The sequence below is a fragment of the Pseudomonas sp. P116 genome (assembly GCF_020149425.1).
Lineage (GTDB): Bacteria > Pseudomonadota > Gammaproteobacteria > Pseudomonadales > Pseudomonadaceae > Aquipseudomonas > Aquipseudomonas anatoliensis.
The window spans coordinates 130,244-147,087 of sequence record NZ_JACVHB010000004.1 but is presented as its reverse complement, the minus strand read 5'-3'; the positions used below and the strand labels follow the sequence as shown (position 1 = coordinate 147,087).

19 protein-coding genes are annotated in these 16,844 nt (G+C 59.3%); 8 read left to right on the top strand and 11 right to left on the bottom strand.

Translation table 11 applies throughout. The features are described from left to right. Positions 1 to 99: 99 nt before the first annotated feature. Positions 100 to 426: a DUF2025 family protein gene (locus ICA15_RS14990; RefSeq protein ID WP_210554100.1), complete on the bottom strand. Its 327-nt coding sequence runs from the start codon at positions 424 to 426 to the stop codon at positions 100 to 102. 222 nt (positions 427 to 648) lie between these two features. Between ICA15_RS14990 and ICA15_RS14985 the strand changes: the two genes are divergently transcribed. Together ICA15_RS14985 and ICA15_RS14980 are read left to right on the top strand one after the other, a co-directional pair. After that, on the top strand, positions 649 to 1,776 hold the full coding sequence (locus ICA15_RS14985; protein ID WP_210554101.1) for a glycerophosphodiester phosphodiesterase: 1,128 nt from the start codon (positions 649 to 651) through the stop codon (positions 1,774 to 1,776). A 151-nt stretch (positions 1,777 to 1,927) separates the two neighbouring features. After that, positions 1,928 to 2,233 carry a PepSY domain-containing protein gene (locus tag ICA15_RS14980; protein ID WP_150592925.1) on the top strand — a complete coding sequence of 102 codons (306 nt, stop codon included), beginning with the start codon at positions 1,928 to 1,930 and terminating at the stop codon, positions 2,231 to 2,233. A 306-nt stretch (positions 2,234 to 2,539) separates the two neighbouring features. Here the strand turns inward: ICA15_RS14980 and ICA15_RS14975 are convergent, their stop codons facing one another. Then, a complete protein-coding gene (locus ICA15_RS14975; RefSeq protein ID WP_210554102.1) occupies positions 2,540 to 2,974 on the bottom strand; it encodes a hypothetical protein in 435 nt (144 codons plus the stop codon). A gap of 109 nt (positions 2,975 to 3,083) precedes the next feature. Next, on the bottom strand, positions 3,084 to 4,706 hold the full coding sequence (locus tag ICA15_RS14970) for a methyl-accepting chemotaxis protein (protein ID WP_210554103.1): 1,623 nt from the start codon (positions 4,704 to 4,706) through the stop codon (positions 3,084 to 3,086). A 274-nt stretch (positions 4,707 to 4,980) separates the two neighbouring features. Here ICA15_RS14970 and ICA15_RS14965 point away from each other — a divergent pair, with 274 nt between their 5' ends. Both ICA15_RS14965 and ICA15_RS14960 read left to right on the top strand, forming a co-directional pair. Continuing rightward, positions 4,981 to 6,003, top strand: a complete 1,023-nt coding sequence (locus ICA15_RS14965) for a transporter (RefSeq protein WP_150601585.1) — start codon at positions 4,981 to 4,983, stop codon at positions 6,001 to 6,003. A 179-nt stretch (positions 6,004 to 6,182) separates the two neighbouring features. After that, positions 6,183 to 7,796, top strand: a complete 1,614-nt coding sequence (locus ICA15_RS14960) for an inorganic phosphate transporter (RefSeq protein WP_210554104.1) — start codon at positions 6,183 to 6,185, stop codon at positions 7,794 to 7,796. 107 nt (positions 7,797 to 7,903) lie between these two features. Here the strand turns inward: ICA15_RS14960 and ICA15_RS14955 are convergent, their stop codons facing one another. Further along, positions 7,904 to 8,800, bottom strand: coding sequence for a LysR family transcriptional regulator (locus ICA15_RS14955; protein WP_150601587.1), 897 nt, complete (start codon positions 8,798 to 8,800; stop codon positions 7,904 to 7,906). A 127-nt stretch (positions 8,801 to 8,927) separates the two neighbouring features. On the opposite strand from ICA15_RS14955, the gene ICA15_RS14950 reads away from it, so the two are divergent. Continuing rightward, complete coding sequence (locus ICA15_RS14950) at positions 8,928 to 9,686, top strand: SDR family NAD(P)-dependent oxidoreductase (RefSeq protein WP_210554105.1); 759 nt, start codon at positions 8,928 to 8,930, stop codon at positions 9,684 to 9,686. A gap of 150 nt (positions 9,687 to 9,836) precedes the next feature. Here ICA15_RS14950 and ICA15_RS14945 read toward each other — a convergent pair whose 3' ends face one another. Then, positions 9,837 to 10,274: a multidrug/biocide efflux PACE transporter gene (locus tag ICA15_RS14945; protein WP_210554106.1), complete on the bottom strand. Its 438-nt coding sequence runs from the start codon at positions 10,272 to 10,274 to the stop codon at positions 9,837 to 9,839. An 89-nt stretch (positions 10,275 to 10,363) separates the two neighbouring features. Here ICA15_RS14945 and ICA15_RS14940 point away from each other — a divergent pair, with 89 nt between their 5' ends. Then, positions 10,364 to 11,218 (top strand): LysR family transcriptional regulator, encoded by an 855-nt coding sequence (locus tag ICA15_RS14940; RefSeq protein ID WP_150616118.1) that lies wholly within the window; start codon positions 10,364 to 10,366, stop codon positions 11,216 to 11,218. A 131-nt stretch (positions 11,219 to 11,349) separates the two neighbouring features. On the opposite strand, the gene ICA15_RS14935 is transcribed toward ICA15_RS14940, so the two are convergent. The 3 genes from ICA15_RS14935 to ICA15_RS14925 are packed head-to-tail and all read right to left on the bottom strand — an operon-like array spanning position 11,350 to position 13,397. Then, complete coding sequence (locus tag ICA15_RS14935) at positions 11,350 to 12,594, bottom strand: RNA polymerase sigma factor (protein WP_210554107.1); 1,245 nt, start codon at positions 12,592 to 12,594, stop codon at positions 11,350 to 11,352. Then, positions 12,587 to 12,931: a YciI family protein gene (locus ICA15_RS14930; protein ID WP_008081988.1), complete on the bottom strand. Its 345-nt coding sequence runs from the start codon at positions 12,929 to 12,931 to the stop codon at positions 12,587 to 12,589. Before ICA15_RS14930 ends, ICA15_RS14935 begins: the two co-directional genes overlap by 8 nt. Positions 12,932 to 12,971: 40 nt before the next feature. Continuing rightward, entirely contained in the window at positions 12,972 to 13,397 is a 426-nt protein-coding gene (locus tag ICA15_RS14925) for a YybH family protein (RefSeq protein WP_210554108.1), read from the bottom strand. Positions 13,398 to 13,538: 141 nt separating this feature from the next. Here ICA15_RS14925 and ICA15_RS14920 point away from each other — a divergent pair, with 141 nt between their 5' ends. Together ICA15_RS14920 and ICA15_RS14915 are read left to right on the top strand one after the other, a co-directional pair. Further along, positions 13,539 to 14,024, top strand: a complete 486-nt coding sequence (locus ICA15_RS14920) for a GNAT family N-acetyltransferase (RefSeq protein ID WP_150616121.1) — start codon at positions 13,539 to 13,541, stop codon at positions 14,022 to 14,024. A gap of 18 nt (positions 14,025 to 14,042) precedes the next feature. Beyond that, positions 14,043 to 14,648 carry a pyridoxamine 5'-phosphate oxidase family protein gene (locus tag ICA15_RS14915; RefSeq protein ID WP_210554109.1) on the top strand — a complete coding sequence of 202 codons (606 nt, stop codon included), beginning with the start codon at positions 14,043 to 14,045 and terminating at the stop codon, positions 14,646 to 14,648. A gap of 152 nt (positions 14,649 to 14,800) precedes the next feature. Here ICA15_RS14915 and ICA15_RS14910 read toward each other — a convergent pair whose 3' ends face one another. The 3 genes from ICA15_RS14910 to ICA15_RS14900 all read right to left on the bottom strand — a co-directional run bounded on the left by ICA15_RS14910 (position 14,801) and on the right by ICA15_RS14900 (position 16,830). Further along, positions 14,801 to 15,289 carry a GNAT family N-acetyltransferase gene (locus tag ICA15_RS14910; protein ID WP_210554110.1) on the bottom strand — a complete coding sequence of 163 codons (489 nt, stop codon included), beginning with the start codon at positions 15,287 to 15,289 and terminating at the stop codon, positions 14,801 to 14,803. A gap of 324 nt (positions 15,290 to 15,613) precedes the next feature. Next, entirely contained in the window at positions 15,614 to 16,099 is a 486-nt protein-coding gene (locus ICA15_RS14905; protein ID WP_210554111.1) for a GyrI-like domain-containing protein, read from the bottom strand. A gap of 68 nt (positions 16,100 to 16,167) precedes the next feature. After that, complete coding sequence (locus ICA15_RS14900; RefSeq protein ID WP_210554112.1) at positions 16,168 to 16,830, bottom strand: LysE family translocator; 663 nt, start codon at positions 16,828 to 16,830, stop codon at positions 16,168 to 16,170. Positions 16,831 to 16,844: the final 14 nt, after the last annotated feature.

Below are 16,844 nucleotides of genomic sequence, written 5' to 3'. Positions count from 1 at the left end.
CAAGCCAGCTCCCACAGGTTAGGTGTTGCTCTGAAGATCACGCCGTACCTGTGGGAGCTGGCTTGCCAGCGATGAGGCCCTGACAGCCACGGCAAAAACCTAGCCCCGCACCAAGCTCCGCACCGCCTCAATCTCCGGCACTTCACGCTTGCTCATATACACCCGCAACGGTTCGGTGATGTTGATCCGGTCGTCAATATTCTGATCCAGCAGCAACTGAATCAGCTCACGCTTCAAGGTCATGGTCGTTGGCGAAATCTGGGACCAGACGAATTCGCTGGTCGGAATAATGCCGTCATCTGCCACGTCCATGCCGAACGAGTCTTCGCTGAAGCGCACGATGTACTGGCCGGTTTTGCGGTTGAGGCCGACAAAGCCCTTGAGGTCGTCGGCTGCCTGGCAGATGAGTTGGGAGGTGATGCGCATGGTAAACCTCACGAAATGTTGATCGATGGTTTACACGCAGGGCAACTGAACGGCGCGCCCTCTGCCGGGACGTCTGCCGAGGGCAAGCGTACTGCAAACAGCACCACAAAAGTGCAGGAAATATCGCTTTTAATAGGTTTATGTCGGTCTGGCGATAGCATGCAATCGATTCAGTTGTTAAAAGGTACGTCTTTGAAAATGCCCTGCGAAAGGAACTCGACCATGCCCGCCACTTTCACCAAAAGCGCCCTCATGCTGAGCCTGTTGCTCGGTTTCAGTCAGGCGCATGCCGCCACTCACAGCGATCCGAACGCCGTGGCTGCAGCTCACGGCATCCCGCACCCGGCGGTGATCGCCCACCGTGGCGCATCATTCGATGCACCGGAATCCACCGCCGCGGCCTACAAACTGGCCCGTGACCTCGGCGCCGATTATCTGGAAATGGACTTGCAGCGCAGCAAGGACGGCGTGCTGTTCGTCCTGCACGACGACAATCTGCAGCGCACCACCGACGTCGCCAGCAAATTCCCGGATCGCAAGGACAGCCCGGCCAACGCCTTCACCATGGCCGAGCTGAAAACCCTCGATGCCGGCAGTTGGTTCAACACCAAATACCCGGACCGCGCGCGCCCATCCTACGCCGGGCTGAAAATTCTTACTCTCGATGAAGTCATCGACATCGCCCAGGCCAATCCGCAGCACAAACCTGGCCTGTACATCGAGACCAAAGAGCCGCAGCTGTTCCCCGGTTTAGAGAAAGACTTGAAGGAGAAACTGCAGGATCGCGGCTGGCTCAGCCCGGCGGGTTCGAAACTGGCGAAAAGTGCACTGGGTGTCGGTCAGGGCAAAGGCAAGGTGATCCTGCAAACCTTCGAGAAGAACAGCCTCGAACTGCTGCAAAAGGAAATGCCGCAAGTGCCGAAGATTCTCTTGCTGTGGGTCGGTGAAGGCAGCATCGAGCCGAAATCCAAGGTGACGTTTGCCGAGTCCGGCGAGAAAGACAAAAACGCTTTCTACGGCAAGCAGGAGCCGAAATCCGAAGCTGAATTTAAACAATGGGTTGATTACGCCAAGGCTCAGGGTGCTATCGGCACAGGCCCTTCGGCGAAGCTCACCCAAGGTGGCGACCAGAGTTATTCGGATCTGGTGCAACCGTGGATGAACCAGTACACCCACGATCAGGGCCTGCTGGTGCACGTCTACACCGTCGATGAGCCGGTGGACTTCGACAAAGTCATGGCCGCAGGCGTCGATGGCATCTTTACCAACCGCGCCAGCGAACTGCTGAAGTTCTATAAACGCCCGGCCGCCGCGAGCGTTGATCAGGTGTTGAAGAACAACGGGTTCTGATCGGTAAACCGGGTTGTCCGCATCGCGAGCAGGCTCACTCCTACAAGAGCCCTGCACGCGATGTGGGGTTTTAAGGGTGAATTAAGTTGCGTTGGCTAATCTGAACTCACTTCAACAGAACACGCACTTAAACAAACGAAGGAATGAACCGATGAAAACTTTGACTGCCCTGTTTACCGCAGCTGCCCTGACCCTCACCGCGGGTATCGCTCAGGCTGATGTACGCGTCGATCAGATCCCTGAGCTGGTCAAGTCCGGCAAGATCAAGTCGCTGGAATCGATGAACGAGGCTGCACTGAAACTGCATCCGGGTGCGACCATCACTGACACCGACCTGGACAACCACTTCAACGGTTACGAGTACGAAGTTGAATTGAAAACGGCTGATGGCAAAGAGTTCGATGTGGACTTCGACGCTACCACTGGCAAAGTGCTGAGCGACAAGCAAGACACTTGATACACCGTTTAACCAAAGCCGCACGATTGAAAGATCGTGCGGCTTTTTTACGTCTGGAGTAAATCGTTGCAGGAGTGAGCCTGCTCACGAATGCGTAGTGTCAGTCGACATCAATCCTGGCGAGGCTACCGCTTTCGCGAGCAGGCTCACTCCTACAATGACCGCGTCGGCCACAACATTGTGCGGCTGGCTAGAACCCTGTAGGAGCTGTCGAGTGAAACGAGGCTGCGATCTTTTGATCTGGTTTTTTACAATCAAAAGATCGCAGCGTGCCGCAGCTCCTACATAGATATCGCAGTTGAGGGTTTAGGCAGAAGTACTGACCAACGAACCGGATGTGCTCGAATCCGAATCCTGCAACGCCTGCAACAACCCCGCCGTCGCCGTTTGCAGCGAGGCCGAAGTTGCCGTGACTTGCGCTTGTGCCGCCGCAACATCCGCCGCTTTCGCATCGGCACTTTGCTGCTTCGCCTGTGCCGCTTGCAGCGCTTGTTGCTGTTCCTGCAACTGCTTTTGCAACTCGGCGATCTGCTTGCGCAGTTCTTTTACCGTGTCCGATTCTGAGCTGCTGGAACTGCCGCCACCCGCCGGTGCAGCCCCGCCGCCTGCGGCGACTTTACCGGTATCGCCAGTATCGCCGGTGCTGGCAGTCGCGGTGGTCGAGGTGTCTTCACTGGCCGAGGCTTTGCTGGCCGAGGTGGCCACAGGTTGAGTGATCGAAACAGAGGTGAGGCTGACCATGGGAGTGCTCCAATGCCGGTTATAGATCCCCGGACATCGGCCATGCTTGCGTCAAATTGAGATCGACTGTGTACCGACTCGGTATCCGAATCGGTACACAGTCAACGGATCACGCGCTCAGGCGAGCGGTGACTTCGTTCAGTTGCCCGGACAGGCCGTGCAGATTCTGGCTGGCGCTTTCGGTGCGCTGCACGTTGTCGAGGTTGGTGCTGGCAATCGAGGTGATTTCGGTCAGGTTGCGCGAGATGTCCTCGGCAACCGACGTCTGCTCTTCGGCCGCCGTGGCGATCTGACGGTTCATGTCGCGAATCGCTTCCACCGCGTGGGTGATACGCTCAAGCATGGCGCCCGCCTGCGTCACTTGCTCAACGCTTTCGTCGCTGCGGGTCTGGCCGCTATAGATGGCTTGCGCCGCATCTACCGCGCCGGTCTGCACGCTCTGAATGATCTGGTTGATCTCGATAATCGACTCCGCCGTGCGCTGCGCCAGGTTGCGCACTTCGTCAGCGACCACCGCAAAACCGCGCCCGGCCTCTCCGGCACGCGCCGCTTCAATCGCCGCGTTCAGCGCCAGCAGGTTGGTCTGTTCGGCGATGCCACGAATCACTTCCAGCACCTTGCCGATGCGGCCACTGTCGGCTTCGAGACGACGAATGACCGTGGCGGTGTTGGCGATTTCGCTGCGCATCAGCGTGATGGAATGGATGGTGCTTTGCATGACCTTTTCACCCTGCTGGGCGGACTGGTCGGCATCGTCGGCAGCTCGCGCGGCATCGGCGGCGTGACGCGCGACTTCCTGGGCGGTGGCGGACATTTCGTTCATCGCCGTGGCTACCTGGTCGGTGCGGTTGAACTGCTCGTTGGTGCCGCCGGCCATGGTCGTGGCGATGGCGTTCAACTCGCCGCTGGCGCTGTCCAGATCACTGGCGCTGCGCTGCAAACGAGTGAACGTATCCGCGAGAAAATCGCGCAGGGTGTTGGCGGCTGCGGCGAGGTTACCCAGCTCATCCTGACGGTCGCTGACCACCCGTTCGGCCAGTTTGCCGCGGCTCAGTTGGGTGACGTAGTCGATGAGTTTGCGGATCGGCTCGATCAGGTTGCGGTTGACCAGCCACAGGCTCAACAGCCCGATCAACAGACCCGAAGCGAGCATCACCAACAGCCCCAGCCATACGGTGCGATCGGCCTCGGCACTGATCAGCGCCGACTGCTCGGTGCCCTGCTTGCGCAATTCGGCGACCAGTTCGCTCATCTGATCGCTGGCAGCGCGATCAACACCTTTGACAGCCGCGTCACCGGCAGCAGAATCGCCACCCGCGGCGACGTAGGCATCACGGCCCTTCTGGTAGGCGCCGGCCAACTGACGATGCTCTTCACGCAAGCGCTCGATGCGGGTTTTCAGGCTTGGCTCGATGCCTTTCTGGCTGGCCAGTTCGCCGAGGATTCTCTGCACATCGCGCTGGCGATCTTCAAACTGGCTCCAGTACTTGGCCAGATCCGCCGGCTGCTTGCCGCGCAGCAGGACGTTTTTCCATTCCTGTACCTGCACCTTGAATTGCAGGTTGGCTTCATCGATCAATTGCGAAGTGTGCAACGGGCCGGCGATCAATTGGCTGTAGCTTTGCACGCCGTTGGAGAGGAAGTGAAAACACGCCAGCGCGATCAACAGCACCGCCAACAGGCTGCCGCTCAGCAGGGCGAGAATTTGCGCTCTCAGGGATTTTTGCAACATCGCAGATACTCAGGACAGGGATGAGGCACGCCAGGAAAAGGCGTGAAAAGTGGCCTGACTTCCCTGTCGGCGAACCTTGGCCAACGGCCAATGGCGCGCAACCTAACTCACCTGAGATCGGCGCGCCAGAGCGTTTCTTGAAGAACTCCCGACCGCCGGTAACGCTATGATTTGACGTCATTTTGCCGTCACACAAACGTCATGTGACATTGCGATGATCCGGCACAGGTGAATCTGAAAATCCCGCCCAGCGCCCTCCTCGCAGCGAGCCTCCATGAACCACAGCCTCGATATCAGCCATCGCGATCCTGACCTGTTCGGTTTGCTCTACGGTTTTCGTTTCCTGCCTGGGGAACGTGGCCGCGAAGTCGATTCGGCGACGGCACTGCGTTGTTTGCAGGACGACAGCGACAGTGGTGAATTCCTCTGGCTGCACTTGAATCTGGCCCACGCCGCGTGCGAGCGCTGGATGAAAAGCCATCTGCAACTGCCCGAAGAATTTTTCGAGGCGCTGCACGAAGGTTCGCGTTCGACGCGCATCGAGCACGTCGACTCGGCGTTGCTGGCAGTGGTCAACGATGTGGTGTTCAACCTCAGCAGCATGGTGTCGTCGGATGTATCGACGTTGTGGGTGTGCGTGCGCAGCAAACTGATCGTCAGTGCGCGCCTGCAACCGCTGCACTCGGTGGATAAATTGCGCTCGTCGGTGAAGGCCGGTGAGCGTTTTCGTTCGCCCTCGGAATTGCTCGTGCACCTGCTGCGCGATCAGGGCGAAGTGCTGACGCAGATCGTGCGCAAGACCAGCATGAGCGTTGATACGGTCGAAGACGAGTTGCTCTCCTCGCGCCTGTCGACCAACCGAGCCGAACTCGGTGCCAACCGCCGAGTGCTAGTGAGATTGCAACGGCTGCTGGCATTGGAGCCGGGTTCGTTACTGCGCTTGCTCAACCGCCCGCCGCCGTGGTTGCAGAAGGAGGACGTCAAGGAACTGCGCAAATCCACCGAGGAGTTTGCGCTGATCATCAATGACCTCACTGCCCTCGGCGAGCGCATCAAACTGTTGCAGGAAGAAATCGCCGCCAACCTCAACGAACAGAGCAACCGCACGCTGTTCACCCTGACCGTGGTGACGGTGCTGGCGCTGCCGATCAACATCATTGCCGGTTTCTTCGGGATGAATGTCGGCGGCGTGCCGCTGTCGCAGGACGCGCATGGGTTCTGGATATTGGTGGCACTGGTGGCGACGTTTACGGTGATTGCGGGGCGGTGGGCGTTTCGTAAGCGTGGAGATTATTAAGATCAAAAGATCGCAGCCTTCGGCAGCTCCTACACAGCCACTGTAGGAGCTGCCGAAGGCTGCGATCTTTTGACTTTGCCTCTAGCGATTCATCCATACACTGACCTGAAGCAGTCTCTCTGTAACATTCTGCAACGATCATGGGCGACATTCCTTCCCTCGCTCAGGATTGTCCTCTCATGGCTACTCCCTCCCTGACCGCCAGCCCAGCGTCCGCCGCCAGCGGCAGGCCCGCCCTCGACAAGAAAACCGGCCCGTTCACCTACGTATTGTTTTTCGCGGTGCTGGCCATGGGGATGCTGTTCACCGCCTATAGCCTGATGCACGACATGCAGGAACTCGGCACGACGGTCACCACCTGGACGCCATTTCTGCTGCTCGGCGTGGCGTTGGTGATTGCGCTGGGTTTTGAGTTCGTCAACGGTTTCCACGACACCGCCAACGCCGTGGCCACGGTGATTTACACCCACTCGCTACCGCCGAATGTGGCGGTGGTCTGGTCGGGGTTTTTCAACTTTCTCGGTGTGTTGCTATCGAGCGGAGCGGTGGCGTTCGGCATCATCGCACTGCTGCCGGTGGAGCTGATTCTGCAGGTCGGTTCGTCCGCCGGTTTCGCGATGATCTTCGCCCTGTTGATCGCAGCGATCCTGTGGAACCTCGGCACCTGGTGGCTGGGTTTGCCGGCCTCGTCGTCGCACACCTTGATCGGCTCGATCATCGGCGTCGGCGTGGCCAATGCCTTGATGCATGGCCGCGACGGCACCAGCGGTGTCGATTGGGCGCAGGCCACCAAGATTGGTTATGCGTTGCTGCTCTCGCCGCTGGTGGGTTTCGGTTGTGCGGCGCTGTTGCTGCTGGCGTTGCGCGCATTCGTGAAGAACCGCGCGCTGTACAAGGCACCGAAAGGCAACACCCCGCCGCCATGGTGGATTCGTGGTCTGCTGATCCTGACGTGCACCGGTGTGTCGTTCGCCCACGGTTCCAACGACGGCCAGAAAGGCATGGGCCTGATCATGCTTATTCTGGTCGGCACCTTGCCGATGGCCTATGCATTGAACCGCACCATGCCCGAAGAACAATCGCTGCAATTCGCCGCCGTGGCGCAAGTCACCCAACAAGCCTTGGTGAAAAGTGCGCCGCAGCCGGCACCTGCCGATCCGCGCCCGATCCTCTCGGATTACGTGCGCAGCAAGGAAGCCACGCCGCAACTGATCCCCGCCCTCGCCGCCCTCACCGGGCACATCGGCGAGGAAGTCAAAGGCTACGGTTCACTGGCGAAAGTCCCGGCTGAAGCCATGGGCAACGTGCGCAACGACATGTATCTGGCCAGCGAATCGATTCGCCTGATGGACAAGAACAAGGTCGGCAACTTCGACGCCGACACCGCTGGCAAGCTGCAACTGTTCAAGCAACAGATCGACAACGCCACACGGTTTATCCCGCTGTGGGTGAAGATCGCCGTCGCTATCGCATTGGGGCTCGGCACCATGGTCGGCTGGAAACGCATCGTGGTGACGGTCGGCGAGAAGATCGGCAAAACCCACCTGACCTACGCGCAAGGCGCCTCGGCGGAAACCGTGGCGATGCTGACCATTGGTGCAGCGGACATGTTTGGTTTGCCGGTGTCGACGACGCATGTGCTGTCCTCGGGCGTGGCCGGGACCATGGTCGCCAATGGCGGTGGATTGCAGATGAGGACCATCCGTAATCTGCTGATGGCGTGGGTGCTGACGCTGCCGGCGGCGATCTTGTTGTCGGGTAGCCTCTACTGGCTGTTCACCCAAATCTTCTGACCAAAATGATCCCCCTGTAGGAGCTGCCGAAGGCTGCGATCTTTTGATCTTTTTTTTAGATCAAAAGATCGCAGCCTTCGGCAGCTCCTACAGACGGCCAGGGTGGGTCAGAGGGTTGAGCGGATCACATCCCCCAGCCAATCCATGAACACCCGCACCCGCAGCGGCAAATGCCGTTGCCGCGCATACAGCAACGAAATTCCCATCGACGGCGCGGTGAATTGCGGCAACACGGTCACCAGTTCGCCGTTGTCCAGATGTGGCTGCATCCCCGTGCGCGGGACCTGTACCAGACCGAAGCCGCCCAGACATGCCGACTCGTAGGCGTCGGTGCTGTTGACCGTCACGCTGCCAGCCATTGGCAAGCGCCGAACCTGACCGTCCTGCTCGTAGACAAACCCTTCCGAACGCGAACCCAGTACGCCGACGTAATGCACCAGGCGATGCTGCGCCAGATCTTCCAGTGTCTGCGGCACACCATAGCGCGCGAGATACGCGGGACTGGCGCAATTGATCATCGGGAAGTCGCCAAGGTGCCGCGCCACCACGGATTGATCCGGCTGCGCGCCAATGCGCACCACACAATCGAAACCCTCGCTGAGCAGGTCGACGCGGCGGTCGGTGCTGCTGATTTCCAGTTCCAGATTCGGATGACGATCCATGAACTGCGGCAGCCGCGGCATGACCAGACGCCGCGACAGAATGTTCGGCATGTCGACGCGAATACGCCCCGTCAGTGAGGCCTCGTCCTGCCGGAACAAGCCTTCGATCTCGTCCATGTGCGAGAGCAGATCCTTGCTGCGTTGGTACAACACCAAACCGTCTTGCGTTGCCTGCACCTTACGCGTGGTGCGTTGCAGCAAGCGCGTGCCGAGCAGCGCTTCCAGCGCTTGCACCTGTTCGGACACCGTCGAACGTGGCAGCCCGAGGCTTTCCCCGGCGAGGGTGAAACTCGATAACTCACTGACCCGGACGAAGGTGCGCAGCAGTTCCAGTTTGTTCATGGGGGGGGGGGAGCTCTTTGATTGTTCGACTTAACCGACCAGTGATTCCGGTTTAAGCCTGTTTATCACCCCAGGGCGGATAAATAAACTTTGATCCATCACCACTCACCGCAATCGAGGACTTCACATGAGCCGCAAAATCGCATTGATCACCGGCGCCAGCCGTGGCCTGGGCAAGAACGCAGCACTGCACCTCGCCGCTCAGGGCGTGGACATCATCGGCACTTATCACAGCCGGGCGGACGAAGCGCAGGCGCTGGTCGTCGAACTGGAAAAACTCGGCGCAAAAGCCGTGATGCTGCAACTGGACGTCGGCCGCAGCGACAGCTTTGGCGCATTCGGTACGCAGGTCGAACAGGTGTTGCAGCAGCAGTTCGAACGTCAGCGTTTCGATTTTCTGATCAACAACGCCGGGGTCGGTCTGCATGTGAGCTTCGCCGAAACCACCGTCGAGCAATTCGACATGTTGATGAACGTGCACTTCAAAGGGCCGTTCTTCCTGACTCAGCAACTGCTGTCGCTGATTAACGACGGCGGGCGGATCATCAACGTGTCCAGCGGTCTCGCACGGTTCAGCATTCCGGGCGCCAGTGCCTATGCGGCGATGAAAGGCGCGATGGAAGTGCTGACCCGCTATCAGGCCAAGGAGTTGGGCTCACGCCAGATCACCGTAAATACCCTGGCACCCGGCGCCATCGAAACCGACTTTGGTGGCGGTGCGGTGCGCGACAATTCGGCGGTAAATGCGATGGTCGCCGAGAACACCGCGCTGGGCCGCGCGGGGCAGCCGGATGATATCGGCGGAGCACTGGCGTTGTTGCTGTCGCCGGGCGCGCAGTGGATCAATGGTCAGCGGGTTGAGGCGTCGGGGGGGATGTTTCTCTAAGCCTCACTAAAACTTTTGTGGAAATAGCCATTGTGGCGAGGGGATTTATCCCCGATGGACTGCGCAGCAGGCCCATTTTTTGGGGCCGCTTCGCAACCCATCGGGGATAAATCCCCTCGCCACAGGTTTTATATTTGCCACAGTTTTTGGTTAACCCTCACAGACACGACGCATCAGGAAGCGCTCGCGGAGTACGTCGTAGCCCCAGTGATAAACGTAGGTATAGGGCAGGAAAAACAGCAACACGCCGATGTCGAGCAAAAACGCCTGCCACAGGCTGACCGACAGCCACCAGGCAATCAGCGGCACGCCCATCACGATCAAACCACCCTCGAACAGCAAGGCGTGAACCACCCGCACCCAAGCGTTATGGGCGACATTCATGCGCTCGAGCATGCGGTCGAAAAACCGGTTGAACACCACGTTCCAGCCCAGCGCCAGCATCGCGATCAGCACCGTCACCGCGCCCATTTCAAGCATCGGTTTTTTCATGATCCACGCCAGCAACGGCGTGCAGATCAGAATCGCCAGCAATTCGAAACCGACAGCCTGGAAGATACGTTCAGTGATGGATTTTTGGGCAGTCATGGCCTGAGTCCTTGAGTGAAGATGGTTGCCATGATCTGCCCTCGCATCGATACTTCAAAACCAATAACCATCGATCAAGGCGATAGTTCATGGCCTCGCAAGAAGTGCTTTTGGCGTTTGTCCAAGCGGCGACCCAAGGATCGTTTTCGGCGGCGGCGCGCAAACTCGGGCGCAGTCAGTCGACCATCAGTGCGGCGGTGGCGAGTCTGGAGATTGATCTGGACCTGGTGTTGTTTGATCGCAGCAGCCGCAAACCGACGCTGACGCCCGCCGGCCATGTGATGCTGCAACGCGCCGAGGCGATTCTTACGGCCAACAGTCGTCTGGAAATGACTGCACGGCAATTGTCCCAAGGTGTTGAGCCGAAATTGACCGTGGCGATTTCCGACACCTATCAATCCGCGCGTTTCGAAGCGGCGCTGTTCGGTTTTGAACAGCGCTATCCGGATCTGGAACTCGAATGCCTGATCGCCGAATGCGATGACTTGATCGAACTGGTGCAGCGCGGTCGGGCGCATCTGGCGTTTGCAGAGATGCAGGACAATTACCCGCCGGATCTGGTGACCTCGACCGTGGCTGAGCGCACTGATATTGCGCTGTTCGTCAGTCGCGAACATGCGCTGGCGACACTGGAGCACGTCGATCAGCCAATCCTGGAGCAGCATCGCGAGTTGCGTCTGGCGACGATCGTCAATCCCTACGACAGTCGCGCCAAGGGTCGCGTCTGGTCGGCGCCGAGTTATCTGATGCTGATGGAAATGGCCGAAATGGGTTTCGGCTGGGCGCCGCTGCCGCGCTGGCTGGTGGGGCGTTTCGGCAATGGCACGCTGGTAGAGCTGACAGTGCGCGGCTGGCCGAAACCGGTGTTTGTCGATGCCTTGTGGTCGCGGCTATATCCGCCGGGGCCGGCGGGGAGCTGGTTGCTGAGCAAGATGCTGGAATAGATCAAAAGATCGCAGCGTGCCGCAGCTCCTACAGTTGCAACCCATGTAGGAGCTGCCGAAGGCTGCGATCTTTTGATCTTGTTGTTGATTGAAGAAAATCAACGTTAAAAGATTGAAGCCGTCGGCAGTTGCTACAGGGGGTTGGGTGTCGGTAGTTGGTTTAAGCGCGCCTCGATAAACCGCCGCTCAGGCTCTTGCCGCGTCAATTCCAGCGCCCGCAAATAAGCCACCCGCGCCTCCTCCGCCCTGCCCAACTGCCGACAAAACTCCGCCCGCGCCGAATGCGCCAAGTGATAATCCTGCAACTCACCGCGATCCATAATCCCTTCGATCAGCGTCAGCCCCGCCAACGCCCCATCCCGCTTGGCCACCGCCACCGCGCGATTCAACTCGATCACCGGCGACGGCATCGCCCGCAACAGCACGTCATACAGACCGACGATCTGCTGCCAATCGGTTTCCTCAGCGGTTGGCGCCTCGGCGTGTACGGCGGCAATCGCCGCTTGCAGGCAATACGGCCCAAATCGTCGTGTGGTCAGCGCCCGCTCCACCAACGCACAACCTTCAGCGATCAACTCAGCATCCCACTGCGAGCGATCCTGATCGTCCAGCAGCACCAACTCGCCATCGGGCGAGGTGCGCGCCGGGCGGCGGGACTCGTGCAGCAGCATCAATGCCAGCAACCCCATCACCTCGGGCTCCGGCAACAATTCCATTAGCAATCGCCCGAGCCGGATCGCTTCACGGGTCAGATCTTCGCGGGTCAGCTCAGCCCCCATCGACGCCGAATACCCTTCGTTGAACACCAGATAAATCACCCGCAGCACACTGTCGAGGCGCTCGGGCAGTTCGCTCAGGCTGGGGACTTGATAAGGGATTTTCGCGTCTCGGATCTTGGCTTTCGCGCGCACGATGCGTTGGGCAATGGCCGCCGGCGCCGAGAGAAATGCGCGGGCGATTTCCTCGGTGGTCAGGTCGCAGACTTCACGCAAGGTCAGCGGCACTTGCGCATCCGCCGCCAGCGCCGGGTGACAGCAGGTGAAGATCAGCCGCAGGCGATCGTCTTCCACGTCTTCGTCGCTCCAGTCGGCATCTTCGAGTTCTTCCAGTTGCGCCAGCAACAATGGCTGCGAGGCTTTGAAGCGTGCACGGCGGCGTAGCACGTCGATTGCCTTGAAGCGCCCGGTCGACACCAGCCAGGTGCGCGGATTGTCCGGCACGCCGTCACGCTGCCAACGCTCGACCGCGACGAAGAACGCCTCGTGCAAGGCTTCTTCGGCGAGGTCGAAATCGCCGAGCAGGCGGATCAAGGTCGCCAGAATCCGCCGCGAGTCTTCACGATAGACCTGCTCGACCCGCGTCCGGACCTCAGACATTCAACTGCCGCACCGGGCGCACTTCGACGCTGCCGACCCGGGCCGCCGGGATGTTCCCGGCGACCTGAATCGCTTCATTGAGATCCTTGGCGTCGATCAGGTAGAAGCCGGCCAGTTGCTCCTTGGTTTCGGCGAACGGCCCATCGGTGATCGACAACTTACCGTTGCGCATACGCACCGTGGTGGCGGTCTGCACCGACTCCAGCGCCTCGGCGGCAACCATCCGCCCGCTGCCCTGAATTGACTCGGCATAGGCCCAGCATTCGGCGTCTTCGGGGCTGTCGGGCGACGAATGCAGCAGGCGTTCATCGCTGTAGACCAGGCATAGATATTTCATGGCGTGCTCCTGATTCGAACGGATCAACTATGGCTGAAGATCACGGTTGCACATCAAACAGCGTGGCGCCGCTCATCGGATCAAACGGTGCCGACCAGTGTTCATGGGCAATCCGCCACGCGCCGCCGACCTGCCGATAGCACGCGGTGACGCGCATCCAGCAGCTTTGGGTTTCACCCTTCTCGTTGGTGCCGCCGCAATTGGCGACCCAGTGGGCGAAGGCGATGTTGTCGGCAGTTTCGATGACGACTTCCTGAAACTCGAAGATGTGCGGGCCGGGGCACATTTGCATGCAATCCACCCAGTGCGCGCGGTAGGCCGGTTTGCCCTTGAATTGCAGGGCCTTGATCGCGTCGAACGAGACGATGTCATCGGCGTACAGCGCCATGACTTTCTCCACGTCTTTGGTCATGACGGCGTCGCGGTAGGTATTGATTAGGGTTTGAATTTCAGACTGTGCGCTCATGGTGTTCTCCGTGTTTTTTGTTGTGAAGACACCCTTAGTCGTTCGGCGCATCGGTCGATCGACAACTGAAACAAAAAAATTCCGCAGGAGGCAAAGTCGCTAGAATCCGAGACTCATCTTTGTAGGAAAAAGGAAATTCCCGTGTCAGCCCAACTCGTGCCGTACGACAGCCTGAACGCCCAGCAGCGTGAGCAAGTCGAGGCGATTGAAATCCACCCCGAGCAAATCAAGTTCTCCGGCGACATCCACGGCGCCCTGCACACCTTGCTGTCAAAACCCGGCCCTGGCGTGAAGGGTTTTGCACTGCTGGCCGATGATGTGCCGGTGGCGTTCCTGCTGCTCAAGCGTCCGCCGGTGTTACCGGCATGGGCCGATGAACACAGCGCCACGCTGCATGCGTTGCAGGTCGATCGCCGGGCGCAGGGCAAGGGTTACGGCAAGGCGTGTCTGCAAGCGTTGCCCGAGGTTGCGCGCCAGGCATGGCCGGAGATCAAGGGGCTGGAACTGTCGGTGGACGCCGACAACGATGCCGCCATCGCGCTGTACGCCAAACACGGCTACGTCGACAGCGGCGAAGCGTACAAGGGCCGAATCGGTTACGAGCGGCGCATGGGGCTGTTTTTCTAAGTCATCGAGGGATGCACGATGATCGATTCAATTGAAGCACTGGAAGCTATTTACGGTTTGCCCCACAAACGTGCAGTGCGCAAGCAGATCACTTTTCTCAACGAAGACTATCAGGCGATGGTGCGGGTCTCGCCGCTGGTAATCGTCAGCTCGGTGGGGGCCGATGGCCTCGACAATTCACCGCGCGGTGATGCTCCGGGGTTTGTGCGGATCGTCGATGAACGCACGCTGGCCCTACCGGACCGCCCGGGCAACAACCGCATCGATACCTTGCGCAATGTGCTGCACGATCCACGGGTGTCGCTGCTGTTCATCATTCCGGGGATTGGCGAGACGTTGCGGGTCAACGGCACGGCGTTGATCAGTGATGAACCGGCGTTACTGGAGAGTTTTTCGGTAAACGGCAAACCGGCGAAAACGGTGTTGCTGGTGACGGTGGAGGCGGCGTTTTTCCACTGTTCGAAGGCGTTTGTGCGTTCGGATGCGTGGAACCCTGAAACGCATCTGCCGCGTTCGGCGTTGCCCACGGCTGGCGCCTTTCATAAACGTCTGAACGATGGGCAATTCGACGCCGACACGTACGACCGCGAAGCGCCGACCAGGGTCCGCGATAGCCTTTACTGACGCACCACGCCCCCCATGTAGGAGCTGCCGAAGGCTGCGATCTTTTGATCCTGTTTTTTACAAGCAAGATCAAAAGATCGCAGCCTTCGGCAGCTCCTACAGGGGTAATGATCCAGAGGGTCAGAGGGTCAGAGGGTCAGAGGGTCAGAGGGTCAGAGGGTCAGAATCATCTCGTGCCACGCCATGCCGCCATGGTCGGACTCCGACGGTTTGATGTAGGCAAAGCCAAACCCGGCATACAGCGCAATGTGCTGTTCCTTGCACATCAAATGAATTGTCGCTTTATCCATCCCGCGCATGCGCTCGATGAACTCGGCCATCAAACGCTTGGCCAGGCCCTGCCCCTGAGAATCCGGGTGCACCACAACCGACATGATCACCACGTTCGGCCCCGCCGGATCATGGCCGATCAGTTCCTTGAACGCTTCATCCGACATCTGCACATCGAACGCCGCGCCCGAGTTGACGAACCCGGCGACCTCGCCATCCACCTCGGCAACGATGAAACCATCCGGCCAGGTCGCAATGCGTGTGGCGATCTTTTCACGGGTGGCGGCTTCATCGCCTTCGTAGGCAACGGTTTCGATGGCGTAGCAGCGATCCAGGTCAGTGGCAGTGACGTTGCGGATAACGGTGTTCATGGCAGCTCGGAAATCAGCGGGAAAAGTGCGCAAAGCATAAAGGAATAAGGAGTGCATATCGATCCGCGCGGGCAGCGTAAAGCCTGCGTATAAGCGCTTTTCTTGCGCCTCGCGGGCGGCTATTTCTGTGGCGTGTCTCTGATTACCCTTGGGGGAACCCGTTTATGAGCAGCGTAGAAATCGGCCTGTTAATGGTGTTGGGCATCAGTACGTTCGGCTTTATCACCCTGGGCATCGACCTGTTGCGGGCGCGACGTGTGGGCAAGGGCAAGCGTGGTTGAAAGCGTTGACTGGACGGATCGCTGATCCGTCCATCAACGTGCGTCACACCTTGAGCGGCAGCCAGATTTCCAGCGTGCCGGTATGCAACTTGGGATTGAAGTCTTCGCTGTAGCGCTCGAACTCCGGCGCATCTGCCGCTTCGCGACCGGACTGCGGCAGCCAGGTTTTCCAGATGTGCTGGAACGTCGCCGGCAATTGGTCCAGAGAGCCCTTGTGCTCGAACACCGCGTAATCCTGCGGTTGCACCTCGATCCAGCGGTATTGCTCCGGCAGGTCATCGAGCTTGCTGATCTCGACCCCGGCGATGTATTCGAAACCACCCTTGCCGTCCGCATTGCAGCAGACGCCGAAGGTCACTTCGCTTTTTTGCCCGGGAATCTTGCCCAGATGCGGGATGAATTTTTCCCACAGCGCGGGGATGCCATCGGTGGTGTCCTGGGTAAATCGTCCGCCAAGCCCTGCGATCAGCAGGAAGTGTCCATGTTCGAAGCGAGGTTCCGCCACTTCGACGCGTGTTTGCTCATCCATGACTCGACTCCTGGAACGAAAAAAGTGGGTTCGGCTGGGAGTATAGAAGCCAAACCCGATTCGCAACATTACAGCGTATGCAGGGCCTCGGCCGCACCTGACCCGACAAACTCGTTATAGCCAGATACGATCACGTATACCGCGAAATAGCAGAAGATCGCCGCAGATGCCATGTAGGAGTAGCGCAGCAGTTTATCGCCCAAGAGCCTGCCGCCATGGCTTGCAGCGAAGCACAAACCGGCCGACCACACCAGCCCGGCGCACAGAAACCCGGCGAGGAACAACGCCGAGCTCAAAGGCCCGCCGCCACCCGAACGGGCGATCAACGTGCCGCCTACCGCAGCGAACCAGAGAATCGCGCTCGGCGATGACATGGCAAGGAAGATCCCCCGCAGGAACTCCTTGCGATGGGAGTTGTGCCCCACCTCAGCCGTCTCGGCCAACAGCGCATCGTGATGGATTGCCGAATAGATCATCTTCGCCGCGAAATAGATCAGCAGCGCCGAACCGCCGATCCACAGCACCCAGCGCACGGTTTCGTATTGCAGCAACACGGTCATCCCGGCGAGCGCCAGCACCGCGTAGATCAAATCGCCGACACAGGTGCCGAGGCCCAGCGCAAAGCCCTGAAAATACCCGCGCTGCATCGCCAACGTGATCATTGCGATGTTGGCCACGCCGATATCCAGGCACAGCGAAAGGCTCAGCAAAAAGCCGCTGGTGAATTCCATCAACCGATTTCCTT